Annotated in this window: 11 protein-coding genes; 4 read left to right on the forward strand and 7 right to left on the reverse strand. The window is 64.9% G+C overall.

The features are described 5' to 3' along the window. Window positions 1-104: 104 nt before the first annotated feature. The 3 genes from BIWAKO_RS25490 to BIWAKO_RS25500 all read left to right on the forward strand — a co-directional run bounded on the left by BIWAKO_RS25490 (window position 105) and on the right by BIWAKO_RS25500 (window position 5,339). The gene (locus BIWAKO_RS25490; RefSeq protein ID WP_069881034.1) at window positions 105-1,760 is read left to right on the forward strand and encodes an FAD-binding dehydrogenase; all 1,656 of its coding nucleotides are present in this window, start codon (window positions 105-107) and stop codon (window positions 1,758-1,760) included. A gap of 225 nt (window positions 1,761-1,985) precedes the next feature. Continuing rightward, window positions 1,986-3,671, forward strand: a complete 1,686-nt coding sequence (gene aspT, locus BIWAKO_RS25495) for an aspartate-alanine antiporter (protein ID WP_069881035.1) — start codon at window positions 1,986-1,988, stop codon at window positions 3,669-3,671. Window positions 3,672-3,689: 18 nt separating this feature from the next. Next, entirely contained in the window at window positions 3,690-5,339 is a 1,650-nt protein-coding gene (locus tag BIWAKO_RS25500) for a bifunctional aspartate transaminase/aspartate 4-decarboxylase (protein WP_069881036.1), read from the forward strand. A gap of 181 nt (window positions 5,340-5,520) precedes the next feature. Here BIWAKO_RS25500 and BIWAKO_RS25505 read toward each other — a convergent pair whose 3' ends face one another. Together BIWAKO_RS25505 and ilvD are read right to left on the reverse strand one after the other, a co-directional pair. Next, on the reverse strand, window positions 5,521-6,075 hold the full coding sequence (locus BIWAKO_RS25505; protein WP_069881037.1) for a hypothetical protein: 555 nt from the start codon (window positions 6,073-6,075) through the stop codon (window positions 5,521-5,523). A gap of 177 nt (window positions 6,076-6,252) precedes the next feature. Then, a complete protein-coding gene (gene ilvD, locus BIWAKO_RS25510; protein WP_069881038.1) occupies window positions 6,253-7,926 on the reverse strand; it encodes a dihydroxy-acid dehydratase in 1,674 nt (557 codons plus the stop codon). Window positions 7,927-8,046: 120 nt separating this feature from the next. On the opposite strand from ilvD, the gene BIWAKO_RS25515 reads away from it, so the two are divergent. Beyond that, entirely contained in the window at window positions 8,047-8,940 is an 894-nt protein-coding gene (locus tag BIWAKO_RS25515) for a LysR family transcriptional regulator (protein ID WP_069881039.1), read from the forward strand. 127 nt (window positions 8,941-9,067) lie between these two features. On the opposite strand, the gene glpX is transcribed toward BIWAKO_RS25515, so the two are convergent. From glpX to BIWAKO_RS25540, 5 genes are all read right to left on the reverse strand, one after another. Continuing rightward, window positions 9,068-10,063 (reverse strand): class II fructose-bisphosphatase, encoded by a 996-nt coding sequence (gene glpX, locus BIWAKO_RS25520; protein ID WP_069881040.1) that lies wholly within the window; start codon window positions 10,061-10,063, stop codon window positions 9,068-9,070. A gap of 63 nt (window positions 10,064-10,126) precedes the next feature. Beyond that, entirely contained in the window at window positions 10,127-11,473 is a 1,347-nt protein-coding gene (locus tag BIWAKO_RS25525; protein ID WP_069882781.1) for a homoserine dehydrogenase, read from the reverse strand. A gap of 108 nt (window positions 11,474-11,581) precedes the next feature. Continuing rightward, window positions 11,582-12,397, reverse strand: coding sequence for a class I SAM-dependent methyltransferase (locus BIWAKO_RS25530; RefSeq protein WP_069882782.1), 816 nt, complete (start codon window positions 12,395-12,397; stop codon window positions 11,582-11,584). 158 nt (window positions 12,398-12,555) lie between these two features. Next, the gene (locus tag BIWAKO_RS25535) at window positions 12,556-12,987 is read right to left on the reverse strand and encodes a hypothetical protein (RefSeq protein ID WP_069881041.1); all 432 of its coding nucleotides are present in this window, start codon (window positions 12,985-12,987) and stop codon (window positions 12,556-12,558) included. A 77-nt stretch (window positions 12,988-13,064) separates the two neighbouring features. Next, window positions 13,065-14,285, reverse strand: coding sequence for an LL-diaminopimelate aminotransferase (locus BIWAKO_RS25540; RefSeq protein ID WP_069882783.1), 1,221 nt, complete (start codon window positions 14,283-14,285; stop codon window positions 13,065-13,067). Window positions 14,286-14,421 lie beyond the last annotated feature (136 nt).

Below are 14,421 nucleotides of genomic sequence, written 5' to 3' on the forward strand. Positions count from 1 at the left end.
CGCGCAGCCCGCGCCATTCGTCAACCTGGGTAGCGCCGCCTTGTCGCCGCAGACCGCTCAGCCATAGTTGTTGTGGGGAACGTGGCCTGGCGAAGGGGCTGATCATGCCGCTCGATGCAGATGTCATCGTCATAGGGGCAGGCCTCGCCGGTCTCGTCGCCACAGCAGAGCTTGCCGATGCCGGGCGCAAGGTAATCCTGCTCGACCAGGAACCGGAGCAGTCGCTCGGTGGACAGGCTTTCTGGTCTTTTGGCGGGCTCTTCCTGGTCGATTCGCCGGAGCAACGCCGGCTGCGGATTCGCGATTCGCGCGAGCTTGCACTGCAGGATTGGTTCGGCTCGGCCGGCTTCGACCGCGAGGAGGATGCGTGGCCGCGGCGCTGGGCCGAGGCTTATGTCGATTTCGCCGCGGGCGAGAAGCGGAGCTGGCTGCACGGCCAGGGCGTCCGCTGGTTTCCGATCGTCGGCTGGGCCGAGCGCGGCGGCTATCTCGCCACGGGGCATGGCAATTCGGTACCGCGTTTCCACGTCACATGGGGCACCGGGCCCGGCCTGCTCGACCCCTTCCTGAGCCGCGTGCGCGAGGCTGCGGCAAGCGGGCTGGTTTCGCTGCGCTTCCGCCATCGCGTCACCGGGCTGACGAAGAATGCAGGCGAGATCGATGGCGTCGAGGGCGAAATCCTGGAGGCGAGCGGGGCCGGACGCGGAGAGGCGAGCTCCCGCGGCGTCGTGGGCGGGTTCGCGCTGAAGGCCCAGGCCGTGATCGTCTGTTCGGGTGGCATCGGCGGCAATCATGACCTCGTGCGGCGACACTGGCCCGCGCGACTGGGTACGCCGCCGAAGCGCCTGCTGTCGGGCGTACCGGAGCATGTCGACGGCAAGATGCTCGGGGTCACTGAGGCGGCCGGCGCGCGCCTGATCAATGGCGACCGGATGTGGCACTATGTCGAGGGCATCGGGAACTGGAGCCCGATCTGGCCGAAGCACGGTATCCGCATCCTGCCCGGCCCCTCCCCGTTCTGGTTCGACGCGCGCGGCAACCGATTGCCGGTGCCGTTCTTTCCCGGCTTCGACACGCTCGGAACGCTCGAGCACATCATGAAGACCGGCTTCGACTATTCCTGGTTCGTGCTCGACCGGAGCATCATCGCCAAGGAGTTCGCGCTTTCCGGTTCGGAGCAGAATCCCGACCTTACCGGCAAGAGCTGGCGCAAGGTGATCGAGCGCGCCACGGCCGGCATTTCGGCGCCGGTTCAGGCATTCATGGACAAGGGCGAGGATTTCATCGTCGAGGCGGAGTTTTCGCGTCTCGTCGCCCGCATGAATGCCCTGATGGGCGACAACCTGATCGACGAGGCGCGTCTTCGCGCCGAGATCGAAGCGCGCGACCGCGAGGCCGACAGTGCCTTCGGCAAGGACCTGCAACTGACGGCGCTGCGCGGCGCACGCGCCTATATCGGCGACCGGTTGATCCGCACCGCAAGGCCGCACCGCATCCTCGATCCACGGCACGGCCCGTTGATTGCCGTGCGCCTCAACATCCTGACGCGCAAATCGTTGGGCGGGCTGCTGACCGACCTGTCGTCGCGCGTGCTCGGAGACGATGGAGCGCCTCTGGCAGGCCTCTATGCGGCCGGCGAAGCGGCCGGGTTCGGCGGTGGCGGGATGCATGGCTACCGCGCGCTCGAAGGGACCTTCCTTGGCGGCTGCCTGTTCTCCGGCAGGATTGCCGGGCGGGAAGCGGCGCGCGCGGTTCGCTGAGCATAACCGGCGACCTTACCCTGAGCGAAACGAGAGAAGAGCATCCCGGCGTACTTTAGAAAAAGATGAGAAGAACGGCGAGATTCCTCGCATTTTAGACATGCCCTTCCGCAAACACATGTCAGATGCAGTGCCCTCATGCGGTTCTGGCATTTGTAGCTTGCAACCGCGGCCGAAGCTGCGAAGTTCCTCAGCGGAAGACTTTGTCGATACCAAGGAGGCTCCGTGTCCTGGGTTCACTCTGTCCTGAACCAATCCCCCGAGATCGCGCTCTTCTTGTCGCTGGCGATCGGATACTGGATCGGCAAGTTCCAGTTCGGCAAGTTCCAGCTCGGCGGCGTCGCCGGTTCGCTGCTTGTGGCCGTGGTGATCAGCCAGGTCGGTGTCTCCATCGACAACGGCATCAAATCGGTCCTCTTCGCCCTGTTCATCTACGCGGTCGGTTTTGAAAGCGGACCGCAATTCTTCCGTTCGCTCGGCCGCCAATCGATCCGTGAGATCGTCATGGCGGCGGTCCTCGCCCTCAGCGGCCTGGCGACCGTCGTCGTTCTGGCGCGGGTGATGGGGCTGGACAAGGGCCTCGCCGCCGGTATCGCGGCCGGTGGCCTGACCCAGTCGGCCATCATCGGCACCGCGAGCGCCGCCATCGGCAAGCTCGGTCTCGCAGCCGAGGAGGTGCAGCGGCTGCAAGGCAATGTCGCCGTCGGCTACGCCGTCACCTACATCTTCGGCTCGTTCGGCGCGATCATCGTCTGCGTCAACGTCCTGCCCTGGCTGATGGGGCGCACCATCCGCGACGACGCGATCAAGGCCGAGACCGAACTTCTGGCTGGCGCTAAGATCTATGGAGCCGGCGAACATGCGGCCGCTCCCGATCTCGTGGGACGCATCTTCCGCATCGAGGCCGGAGCCGGCAAGACCGTCGAAGACCTGGAAGCGAGCGCGCCCTCCCCCGTCAGCGTCGAACGCGTCAAGCGTGGCGGCGCTCTGATCGCAGTGCAGCCTTCATTGCCGTTGGCGGCCGGCGACATCGTCCTCGTCATCGGTCGACGGGTGGGCGTCGTCGGGCTGGCACCCAAGCTGGGGCCCGAGCTGCAATCCTCGGAAGGCATGGATGTCATCGTCGTCACGCGCGACGTTGCGATCACCAATCCCGATTTCGTGCGCAAGACGGTCGCCGAAATCAATGCCGCCACCGCGGGGGAGCTCCGTCACGGCATCTATGTCATCGAGGTCAAGCGGGCCGGCAAGCCGATCGTCCTGAAGGGCGACACGATGATCGAGCCCGGCGACGTCGTCACCCTCTACGGCACCTCGGACGATGTGCAGCGCATGGCAAGGATCGTCGGCAGCATCATCCTGCCCAGCGACAAGACGGATTTCGTCTTCCATGGCTTCGGCCTCGTCGTCGGCCTGCTGATCGGTCTTCTGGTCGTTCGCATCGGCGCGATCCCGCTAACGCTCGGCAGCGGCGGCGGGGCCCTGCTCTCCGGCCTCGCCTTCGGCTGGTATCGCAGCCGCAACCTGACGATCGGCAACATGCCGACGCCGGCCTCGACCCTGCTGCGAGACCTCGGCCTCGCCGGGTTCGTTGCGGTCGTCGGTCTGCAGTCCGGCCTGCAGGCGGTCAGCACGATCGTGCAAAGCGGCGTCTCGATCTTCATCGCCGGGGTCATCGTGACGATCCTGCCGCTGATCATCACCATGCTGGTTGGCCGCTACATCCTTCGCTACGACAACACGGCGATTTTCGCCGGTGCGCTTTCCGGCTCGCGCAGCGCCAATCCTGCCTTTGGCGAGGTGCTCGACAAGGCCGGAAACTCGATCCCGACCACGCCCTTCGCGATCACCTACGCGCTGGCGAACGTCTTCCTCACCTTGCTAGGTCCCCTCGTCGTCGCCTTTGCCTGAACCAGCCGGAGACGCCTCATGACCACCGACTATTCGCAATATGCCAAGCTGAGCCCCTTCGAGTTGAAGGACGAGCTGATCAAGCTCGCCTCCAGCAGGGAAAACCGGCTGATGCTGAATGCCGGGCGCGGCAATCCGAATTTCCTGGCGACGCTGCCGCGACGCGCCTTCTTCCGCCTCGGCCTGTTCGCCGTTGCAGAAGCTGAGCTCAGCTATTCCTACATGCAGAACGGCGTCGGCGGGTTGCCCAAGATCGCGGGCATCGAGGGGCGCTTCGAGCGTTTCACGGCCGAGCATCGCGACCAGCAGGGCGTCGTCTTCCTCGGGCGCGCACTCAGCTATGTCCGCGACCAGCTCGGACTTTCAGCCTCGGATTTCCTGCATGAGATGGTCGAAGGCATCCTGGGCAGCAATTACCCCGTGCCGCCCCGGATGCTGAAGGTCAGCGAGGACATCGTCCGGCAATACATCGTCAAGGAGATGATCGGCGGCTTCCTGCCGGCGGCAAGCATCGATCTCTTTGCCGTCGAAGGCGGAACCGCCGCGATGACCTATATCTTCAACACGCTGAAGCAGAACGGGCTGCTCAAGCGCGGCGACAAGGTCGCCATCGGCCTGCCTGTGTTCACACCCTATATCGAGATCCCGGAACTCGACGAATACGGGCTGGAAGAAGTCGCGATCAACGCCGACCCCAAGCAGGATTGGCAATACCCGGACAAGGAGCTCGAGAAGCTCAAGGATCCGGCGATCAAGGTGTTCTTCTGCGTCAATCCGAGCAACCCCCCTTCCGTCAAGATGGACGACCGCAGCCTCGATACGGTCGCGCGCATCGTCCGGGATCACCGGCCCGACCTCACCATTCTCACCGACGATGTCTACGGAACCTTCGCCGACAATTTCCGCTCGCTTTTCGCGATCTGCCCGCAGAACACGATGCTGGTCTATTCGTTCTCGAAGTATTTCGGGGCGACCGGCTGGCGGCTCGGCGTGATCGCGACGCACAAGCAGAACATCTTCGACGACCAGCTCGCGGCCCTGCCCGAAGCCACCAAGGTCGCGCTCGACAAGCGCTACGGCTCCCTGCTTCCCGATGTGCGCTCGCTCAAGTTCATCGACCGGCTCGTCGCCGACAGCCGCACCGTTGCGCTCAACCACACGGCCGGCCTGTCGACGCCGCAGCAGGTCCAGATGGTGCTGTTCTCGCTCTTCGCGCTGATGGACGAGGGCGACAACTACAAGACCGAACTCAAGACGCTGATCCGGCGTCGCGAGGCGGCACTCTACCGCGAACTGGGCCTTCCACCGGAAACCGGACCGAATGCGGTCGACTACTACACCTTGCTCGATCTCGAAGACATCGCGCGCAAGCTCCACGGCCCCGAATTCGCGGCCTGGGTCAAGGAACGCGCGAGTGCCGGCGATCTTCTGTTCCGCATCGCCGACGAGACGGGAATCGTGCTCCTGCCCGGTCGCGGTTTCGGAACGCAGCAACCGGCAGGCCGAGCCTCGCTCGCCAATCTGAACGAGTTCGAATACGCCCGGATCGGCCACGCCTTGCTCGGCATGGCCGACGAATTCTATGCGGAGTTCAAGAAGAAGGTCGGGAAACCGGCCAAGGCCAAGGATTCCGCCACGAAGAAACCGGGCAAGAAGAAGAAATCCTGATCCCGATCGGGCCGTAGGCCATCGGCTGCATCATCCCGAACCGCAACGGTCGGCCTGGGACGATGCAGCCGGATGGGTCCGGACAAAGCCCTGAGGTGTCTTCCTGTTCGGGAACACGGTTCGAAACCGGGCCTCGCGGCCAACCCAGCCCCGGCCACGGCGCGCAACGCCGCGTCGGCAATCAAGGACCGATCACGGTTCCCCGAGCCCGGCCACCGGAGACCCGGCAGGAGCAGCCCGTGCCGACCAATCCCGGGTCGATCAGCGCGCAGGTCCTGACCGGCGTGGCGCAATAGCCGCCGACATCGCCCGAGACCGGCGTGGAATAGGCAGGGTAGCTATACGAGTAGGCGTAGGGAGACTCGTAGGGATAGGAATTGTCGTATCCGTAGTAGGGATAGGCCGCCGAGGCCGCGATCGCAGTGCCGGCGATGAGCCCGGCCGCGCCCCAGCCATAGCCGTAACGGGAGTAACCCCAGCCGCGACGCCAGCCCCAATAGTTCCCTGCCCGCATATAGGGTCGGTTCCAGCCGCCCCTCCAGCCGCCGCCGCGATATCCGTACCCTCCTGGTCGGAACCCGACGCCTCGCCCGTGCCAGCCGCCGGCGCGCATGCCGCCATGCCAGCCACCGCCATGGAAGCCCCCTCCGCCGTAGCGTCCCTGGGCCGAGGCATCGTCGACCGCGACCGTGACAAGGGGAAGAACTGAAGCCGCAAGAAGTAGGATGTGGCGCATGGCACGCTCCCGCGACGGAACAGATCACAATCATAGCGCGAACGAGGTGGCCGGGGATGTCGCGTGCGGCACACGTTTCAGCGATTGCACGAATGCGCGGCGAACAGTCTGAACGAAGAATGGCCGGGACGAGCCCGGCCATCCTCAGAGGCGTTCGTTCCCAAACGCCCTTCGGAATTATCCCGTCACCGCACCTTCGCTGGCGGAGCGTGCGAGCGCCGAATATTTTGCCAGCACGCCGCGCTTGTAGCGGGGCTCCGGCTGTGTCCAGGCAGAGCGCCGGCGTTCGATCTCGGCCGCGTCGACATCGAGCTGCAGCAGCAGCTTGTGAGCGTCGATCGTGATCTGGTCGCCTTCGTGGACGAGGGCGATCGTGCCGCCTTCGAACGCCTCTGGCGTGACATGGCCGACGACCATGCCCCAGGTGCCGCCGGAGAAGCGGCCATCCGTGATCAGGCCGACGCTGTCGCCGAGGCCACGGCCGATGATCGCCGAGGTCGGAGCCAGCATCTCAGGCATGCCCGGGCCGCCCTTCGGTCCGAGATAGCGCAGGACCAGGACGTCGCCGGGGCGGATCTTGTCGGAGAGGATCGCCTCCATCGCGGATTGTTCGTCCTCGAACACCCGAGCCGGACCGCTGATGACGGGGCTCTTCAGCCCCGAAATCTTGGCAACTGCACCCCCCTCCGCGAGATTGCCCCTCAGGATGGCGAGATGGCCTTCCTGGTAGAGCGCCCCGCTGATCGGGCGGATCACCTCCTGCGAGGTTCCCGGCACATCCGGCACATGCTCCAGCTCTTCCGCCATGGTGCGGCCGGTGATGGTCAGGCAATCGCCATGCAGGAGCCCGGCATTGAGCAACACCTTCAGCACCTGCGGGACGCCGCCGGCCTTATGCAGATCGACAGCCATGTATTTGCCGGATGGCTTGAGGTCGCAGATCACCGGAACCTTGCGGCGAACGCGCTCGAAATCGTCCAGCGTCCACTCCACCTCGGCGGCATGGGCGATCGCAAGATAATGCAGCACGGCATTGGTCGAGCCGCCGGTCGCCATGATCAGCGCAACCGCGTTCTCGATCGACTTGCGGGTGACGATATCGCGCGGCTTGATGCCCTTCTTCACCGCCTCGACCAGAACCCGCGCCGATTCAGCGGTGCTGTCGACCTTCTCCTGATCGGGATTGGCCATGTTGGAGGAGTAGAGCAGCGACATGCCGAGCGCTTCGAACGAAGAGCTCATCGTGTTTGCGGTATACATTCCGCCGCAGGAGCCGGTGGTCGGGCAGGCGTTGCGCTCGATCCCGTCAAAGTCCTCCTGGCTCATCTTTCCCGCCATGAAGGCACCGACGGCCTCGAAGGCCGAGACGATCGACAGATCCTCGCCCTTCCATTTTCCCGGCTTGATGGTGCCGCCATAGACATAGATCGCGGGCGCATTGGCGCGCAGAATGCCGATCATGCCGCCCGGCATGTTCTTGTCGCAGCCGCCCAGGACGAGCACGCCGTCCATCCACTGGCCCTGCACCGAGGTTTCGACGCAATCGGCGATGACCTCGCGGGAGACCAGGGAGTATTTCATGCCCTCGGTGCCCATCGACATTCCGTCCGAGATCGTCGGCGTGCCGAAGACCTGCGGATTGCCGCCGGCTTCCTTGACCGCTGCGATCGCGGCGTCCGCCAGCGGCTGCAGGCCGGCATTGCACGGCGTGATCGTCGAATGCCCGTTGGCGATGCCGATCATCGGCTTGTCGAAATCCGCCTTCTCGTAGCCCAGCGCGTAATACATCGCGCGGTTCGGCGAGCGGGCGATGCCCTGGGTGATATTCTTGGAACGTTCGTTGAAGGGCATGGGCATGTGCTCCCGGTCGGCGGCAGTCAGACGTGATCAGCCCGTTTTAGAGCCACTCCAATCTAATGAGAAATATACTTTTTCATCGCCATTAGGTCGCAGGGCATATTAGAAGATCATATGGATCTCCGTCAGCTCCGCCATTTCGTCTCCGTCGCAGAAGAGCTGCATTTCGGCCGGGCTGCCGAGCGCCTGGGCATGACGCAACCGCCCCTCAGCCAGTCAATTCAGTCCCTGGAGAGTGAACTGGGCGTGCAGCTCTTCGTACGGACGAAGCGTAGCGTCGCCCTGACGCCCGTCGGCCAGGAATGGCTTGCTCACGCGCGCGCCGTTCTCGACAAGGCCGCCGGGTTGCCGGAAACCGCTCGCCGCCTTTCACGCGGCGAACTCGGCAGCCTGCGCCTCGCCTTCGTCAGCACGGCCGATTACAGCGTGCTGCCGGGGATGGTCAGCCGGTTCCGGCAGAGTTTTCCGCAAGTCGCCGTCTTGCTGCGCGAGGCGACCAGCGACATTCAGATCGAGGCGGTGCTGAACGACGAGATCGATGCAGGGATGATCATCGCCCCGGACCGCAAGGCCCTGCAGGCCACGCTCAATTATCGCCCGCTCCTGCGCGAGCCACTGGTCGCCGCTGTGCCTGAGGCCTGGATCGCGGCCCACCGCCCGGGCTTTACGGCCGAGACGTTGCGCGCCGAGGCGATCATGGCCGCGCCGCTCATCCTGTTTCCGCGCCATATCGCACCGGCCTTCCACGACATCGTGTCAGGCTACTTCGCCGAGCATGGCGCGCCCTTTGCCGTCCATCAGGAGGCGATCCAGATGCAGACGATCATCGGGCTCGTCGCCGCCGGCATGGGCATCGCGCTGGTGCCGCAATCGATGACCAACCTGCGCCGGCGCGGGGCGCATTACCTGCCTCTCCAGGATTCCGCTCCGGAGATCGAAACCGGCCTGGTCTGGCGCGCGGCCAACAGCTCGCCGACGCTGCAGCGCTTCCTCGAGATCGCGTCCTAGACGCCGTTCCTGCAAGGGCGAGCCTGCTCGCGGCCCACGGCTGGGCTGCCCCCAAACAGTAACGGCCGGGACATGCCCGGCCGTCGTTTTGATATCCTGCGCTGGCGGCGCGCTAGGGCTCGCCGTCTCAATCGAGCTTGAACTTGCCGAATTCGCGGTGCTCGCCATAGATGCGGCGGACGGTACCGGTGATCGAGCGGTAGACGATGGTCTCGGTCTCGATCACGTCCTTGCCGAACTTTACGCCTGACAGCATGCCGCCGTCAGTGACACCGGTGGCGGAGACGATGACGTCGCCCGAGGCCATCTCCGACATGTCGTATTTCTTGTTCGGATCAAGGACGCCCATGCCATGGGCGCGCTTGCGCTTCTCCTCGGTGTCGAGGATCAGGCGGCCCTGCATCTGGCCGCCGACGCAGCGCAGCGCAGCGGCTGCCAGCACGCCCTCGGGCGCGCCGCCAATGCCCATGTAGATGTCGATGCCGGTCTTGGCCGGCTCGGTGCAGAAGATCACGCCGGCGACGTCGCCATCGGTGATCAGGCGGATCGATGCGCCGGTCTTGCGGATCTCCTCGATCAGCTTGGCATGGCGCGGACGGTCCATGACCAGTGCGCTGATCTCATGCGGCTTCACGCCCTTGGCCTTGGCGAGCGCATGGATGTTGTCGGTCGGCGAGGCGTCGAGATCGATGACGCCCTGCGCATAGCCGGGGCCGATCGCGATCTTGTCCATGTAGACGTCGGGCGCATAGAGCAGCTTGCCGGCTTCAGCCATGGCCATGACGGCGATGGCGCCGGGCATGTCCTTGGCGCAAAGCGTCGTGCCTTCGAGCGGATCAACGGCGATGTGGACCTTGGGCCCGTGCCGGTTGCCGACCTTCTCGCCGATGAAGAGCATCGGGGCCTCGTCGCGCTCGCCCTCGCCGATGACGATCTCGCCATCGATGGGCAGGCGGTTGAGCTCGCGGCGCATGGCATCGACCGCTGCCTGGTCGGCTGCCTTCTCATTGCCATGGCCGCGCAGGCGCGCTGCGGAAACCGCTGCGCGCTCGGTGACGCGGACCAGTTCCATCGAGAGATAGCGCTCGATGATATGGGATGAGGCGATGGTGAGTTCGGACATGAGGCTCCCTCGAACTATTCAGCAGTCGGCAATCGGCAGGTCGGACACGCAGGCGCCGAAGGCCTATTCCCGTTCAATCCTTATCACCTGCGGCGGTTCAGCAATGTGACCGTCGGCGGTGACCTTTTCGAGCGCGTCGCGGATCGCCGACTCGCTGGTGGCGTAGGTGATGAGTACGACCGGCACCGGCGCTCCGGAACGACCGGTCGGGTCCCGGGTGGCGGCGGCTTCCGAACGATGCTGGACGATGCTCTCGAGCGAGATATCGGCCTGCGCCATGCGGGTTGCGATGGCCGCGGCGGCGCCCGGCCGATCCGCAACCGCGAGGCGGATGTAATAGCCGCCTTCATGACGCTGCATCGGTGTGCGCGCCGGCTGCTCGAGCCGCGAGACCGGCAGGCCGAAGGGCAAACCCGAGGTGCCGCCCGCGACATCGGTGATATCGGCGACGACGGCAGACGCAGTGGGATCACCACCGGCACCGGGACCAACCAGGGTCAGTTCACGGACCGCGTCGGCATCGATCGTCACCGCATTGGTGACGCCCATGACCTGCGCGATGGCGGAGGATTTCGGCACCATCGTCGGGTGCACGCGCTGCTCGATTCCGGTGCGGGTACGCTCGGCGACACCGAGCAACTTGATGCGATAGCCGAGCTCGTCGGCCATCTTCAGATCGAGCGGCGTGATCGAGGAAATGCCTTCGACATGAATCGCTTCGGCGTCGATCTTCACCCCGAATGCGAGGCTGGTCAGAATGGCGAGCTTATGGGCTGTGTCGTAACCCTCGACATCGAAGGTCGGGTCGGCCTCGGCATAACCGAGACGCTGGGCATCCTTGAGGCAGGCCTCGAAGGTCAGCCCCTCCAGCTCCATGCGCGAGAGGATGTAATTGCAGGTGCCGTTGAGGATGCCATAGAGCCGCGAGACATTATTCCCGGAGAGAGCCTCGCGCAGCGTCTTGACCACCGGAATACCGCCGGCGGAGGAGGCTTCGAACGCAAGCGCCACGCCCTTCTCCTCAGCGAGCGCGGCAAGCGCGACGCCGTGATGCGCAAGCAGCGCCTTGTTCGCCGTCACCACCGATTTGCCGGAGGACAGAGCGGCCTCGACTGCAGCCTTGGCGACGCCGTCCGCACCGCCGACGAGTTCGACGAAGCAATCGATCTGCGACGAGCGCGCCAGCTCGACCGGATCGTCGAACCAGGTGTAGCCGGTGAGATCGATGCCGCGATCACGGGTTCGGTCGCGGGCCGAAACGGCCGTCACTCGCACGGCGCGGCCGCAGCGGGCCGCAATGGCGTTTTCCTGGCGGTTGAGGATGCGCAGCACCGAAGCGCCGACCGTGCCAAGGCCGGCGACACCAACGCGCAAGGGAGCAGGACCGGGTGAGGAAGCGAGCGTCGTCATGTCGTCGGGGTCGCACGCGACAACGGGCGAGTCAACGGAGCGGATGCGCGGTTCGGTGCGAAGCCCGGCGCGACGGGCGCGGTTTCTCAGCTCGAGGGTGGGAGCCAATCAGGGCCGCACGGCGGACACCACATGCGCGCTGATCCGCCCTTCGATCGGCCCGCTTCCGAAGCGGCGAGCCAGTGCCTGGGCCGAGGCGTCGGTGGCAGCTTCCAGTGCGGACGGATCACGCGTTTCGATTTCCGCCCGGAGCGGCGTGCCCTGGCAATAAGCCATTGCGACCTCCTGAGCTGATCTTGCCCTGCTCTTGCGGGGCATGGTCTCGATCGCGATCGCATCAAAGCCTGCGTCGGCCAGTTCCCGGCGAATCGTATCCTGATGGTGATAACCATGCGGGACGCGTTCCATGAAGCACGGCGGATCGGTCGGGAACATCGTCGCCAGCGCCTCCGTGACGATCTGCGGAAACTCATTCTCCGCGATGCTGTCCCAGACATTGAAGAGGTAGCGCCCGCCAGGCATCAGGACGCGGTACGCCTCCTTGTAGCCCTGCGCCTTGTCCGGAAAGAACATCACCCCGAACTGGCAGGCCACGAGGTCGAAGCCGCGCTCCTCGAACGGGAGTGCGAGCGCATCGGCCTGTTGCCAGGTGATCCTTGTATCCGCCCCCAGCCGCTCTTGGGCTCGCTCGAGCATCGGCTGATTCAGGTCGGATGCGACGAAACGCGCCTCGCCGTCGAGCCTTGCTGCCATCGCCCGTGTCAACGCGCCGGTGCCGGCCGCGATTTCCAGGATGCGCCGCGGCTTCACCTGCGCGACGCGCTCGGCGAGATCGGCGGCGTAAGTTTCGAAGAGCAGCGGAACGAGAAGACGGTCGTAGATTTCGGGGATCGGCCCCGCGAAGAGCTTGTCGGTCGATGCCATGGCGCGCTCCTGTAAGACAGGACGTTCGATAGGCCGCTGGATCGAGCCGCAACCGGTCATTCAGCGCGTATCCAGGCTGAAGAACCCTACGCGGGAGCGCGTGACTGCGAAACGGATATCTCGAACGGCTGGACGCTGGTGCGGGCTTGGGTCGCTGGTCAGTCGAACCGGCAGACGACCTCGGCTGCGAGCCGCTTTAGCTTGCCATCGGCAAAGGTCAGATGCAGCCGCAGCAGCTGATTGCCGAAGGCCGTGGTCTTGATGGTGTGCAGCGCTTCCAGCGTCGGCCCGGTCCAGGTCGTCGCGTTCTCGACTACGGGGCGCCAGAACCAGGCGGCAGGCCGCTCGATGCTGATGGTGCCCAGGCGCTGTTCGGCTTCAGCCTGTTCCAGTCCCAGGGGGAAATAGCGTGCGGCAATCTCCGTCGCGTCCCGGCCGCATTCGTTGGAGCGAGTCGCCGTGAGGATATCGGACACCAGCGGCGAGTTCGTCTGGGTGTTGCGCCCGCGCGAATAATCATAGGTGACGACGAGGCAGACCAGCGCGAACAGGCCAAAACCGATGCCGATCAAGCGGCCTTTGCTGAACATGCCGAGCCCCTGCCCTCAACTGCAAGACGGATGGCGGCGCGTCTGCGCCGGCCATCGCGCACTCGTCTTAGCTCAGCTTACCCAGCTTTGGATATCTGGATGACGTTGTGAAGCGTTTGATCCGCGCCCTTGAGGAAGCGACCGATATTCCGGGCCGCCTGCCGGATGCGCTGTTCGTTCTCGACGATGGCGATACGGACGAAATCGTCGCCATGTTCGCCAAAGCCAATGCCGGGTGCGACGGCAACCTCCGCCTTCTCGATCAGCAGCTTCGAGAACTCGAGCGAGCCGAGATGGCGGAACTTCTCCGGGATCGGCACCCAGGCGAACATCGAGGCCTGCGGTGCGGGGAAGTCCCAGCCGGCCTTGCCGAAGCTCTCGACAAGCGCGTCGCGCCGCTTGCGATAGATCTCGCGCATCTCGCGGATGCAATCGTCGGGGCCATTCAGGGCGGCGGCTGCGGCAACCTGGATCGGCGTATAGGCGCCGTAGTCGAGATAGGATTTGACCCGCGCCAGCGCCGCGAGCAGGCGCTCGTTGCCAACGGCAAAACCCATGCGCCAGCCGGCCATCGAGAAGGTCTTCGACATCGAGGTAAACTCGACCGTGACGTCCACGGCGCCCGGCACCTGCAACATCGAGGGCGGCGGGTCGTTCTCGTCGAAATAGACCTCGGCATAGGCGAGATCGGAAAGCAGAATCAGCTCGTGCTTCTTCGCGAAGGCGACGAGGTCGCGGTAGAAATCGAGCGAGGCGGTATAGGCGGTCGGATTCGCCGGATAGCAGGTCACGAGTGCGATCGGCTTAGGCACCGAGTGGATCATCGCCCGCTCCAAGGCGGGGAAGAAGGCCGGAGTCGGCTCGGCGGGAACGGAGCGGATGACCCCGCCTGCCATCAGGAAGCCGAAGGCATGAATCGGATAGCTCGGATTCGGCACGAGCACGACGTCGCCGGGGCCGGTGATCGCCTGCGCCATATTGGCGAAGCCTTCCTTCGAGCCCAGTGTCGCGACCACCTGGGTGTCGGGGTTCAGCTTCACGCCGAAACGGCGCGCGTAGTAATGCGCCTGAGCGCGGCGCAGGCCGGCAATGCCCTTGGAAGCGGAGTAACGGTCCGTGCGCGGCTTGCCGGCGGTTTCGACCAGCTTCTCGATGACATGCTTCGGTGCCGGCAGATCGGGATTGCCCATGCCGAGGTCGATGATATCGACGCCCTTGGCCCGTTCGGCTGCCTTGATCTTGTTGACCTGTTCGAAAACATAGGGCGGCAGGCGCTTGATGCGATGAAAATCGGTCATATCAAACATGTCCCTGGACGCGCCGCGAGAACCGGCCCGTCACAATTGTGCGTTGACTGCCCTTAGCATCGCATCTTCGGTCAGGACAGGCCACGAGACGCAATTTTCGACGAAAGACGCCAGCGTGGCAGGGGCG

It is taken from the genome of Bosea sp. BIWAKO-01 (assembly GCF_001748145.1).
GTDB lineage: Bacteria > Pseudomonadota > Alphaproteobacteria > Rhizobiales > Beijerinckiaceae > Allobosea.